The organism is Arthrobacter sp. 2YAF22_2, from assembly GCF_052114645.1.
Lineage (GTDB): Bacteria > Actinomycetota > Actinomycetes > Actinomycetales > Micrococcaceae > Arthrobacter.
In genome coordinates this window covers 1-1,260 of record NZ_JBFRFD010000734.1, presented here as the reverse complement: position 1 = coordinate 1,260, position 1,260 = coordinate 1, and the positions used below count along the sequence as shown (strand labels likewise).

Annotated in this window: 1 protein-coding gene; it reads left to right on the top strand. The window is 67.4% G+C overall.

The window, feature by feature from the left end; translation table 11 throughout:
* Positions 1–470: 470 nt before the first annotated feature.
* Positions 471–1,260, top strand: a 790-nt coding sequence (locus tag AB4Y86_RS19125) for an ABC transporter ATP-binding protein (RefSeq protein WP_441403700.1), incomplete at its 3' end; no start/stop codon positions are given.

The following is a 1,260-nucleotide window of genomic DNA, read 5'->3' as shown; positions in this document are numbered from 1 at the left end:
ATGCGGCTGCCCGGCGGGCCTACCAGCGTGAGTGGCACCAGAAAGTTGTCGTTGCCAGCAGGAGCCAGCGCGCGGCCGAGCAGCTGCGCGACGGGCAGCCCGAAAGGGGAAAGGGGCACGGCAAGGGAAAGAGCCAGAGAAGGAGCAATGGAAAGGGCCACGGAACTGGATAGGCGAACGGCCGCGGCCGGGTAGATTGGGCCGTCTGGAGCGGGTTCGCGGGGAGAGCCCGGCGCCGGCCCGAAACGGCGCCCATCCGAAGGCCGGCCGGTGCCGAATGAAAAGGGGAGTCCCGGCCACCTGGCGCGGTCCTGGGAAGAATCCGGCCCGTTTCTTCGATTCGGGTCGTCCACTTCGTCAGTGCCGCCGGTTAGGCTGGGGCGTACCTGCTTTACAGCCAAAAATCGGCATGCATATGATCAGGTGGCTGGACCGTCCCTTGTTGCCGCCAACAGATAGGTAAGCCCGGAATGGCAGAGGCCATGATCGAGTTCCAGAGCGTCACCAAGCAGTACCAGGGCGGCCAGGCCGCCGTCGACGATCTGAGCATGTCCATCGACAAGGGCGCCATCACGGTGTTCGTCGGTCCGTCGGGCTGCGGCAAGACCACTTCCCTGCGGATGATCAACCGCATGGTTGAGCCGACGTCGGGCACCATCACCGTGGACGGTCAGGATGTCACCTCCGTGCCGGCAGCTCAGCTGCGCCGTTCCATGGGCTACGTCATGCAGTCCTCCGGGCTGATGCCCCACCGTTCCGTGCTGGACAACATCGCAACCGTCCCGCGGCTCAACGGCGTGTCCAGGGCGGCGTCGCGCAAGCGGGCGCAGGAGCTGCTCGACGTCGTCGGCCTCGCCTCCGGGCTCGGCCGGCGCTACCCTTCACAGCTTTCGGGCGGCCAGCAGCAGCGCGTGGGTGTGGCCCGGGCCTTGGCCGCGGATCCGCCCGTGCTGCTCATGGACGAGCCGTTCAGCGCGGTGGACCCCGTGGTGCGCGACGAACTGCAGAAGGAACTGCTCCGCCTGCAGCGCGACCTGGCCAAGACCATCGTCTTCGTTACCCACGACATCGACGAGGCGACAGTGCTGGGGGACAAGGTCGCCGTCTTCGCCAGCGGCGGGAAGCTGGCACAGTACGCTGCACCGGAAGAGATCCTGCGCGCCCCGGCCAGCGACTTTGTCGCGGCTTTCGTGGGCCGCGACCGCGGGTTCCGGCACCTGGCGTTCAGCCCGTCGGACGGTGTCACGATCCACCCGGTAG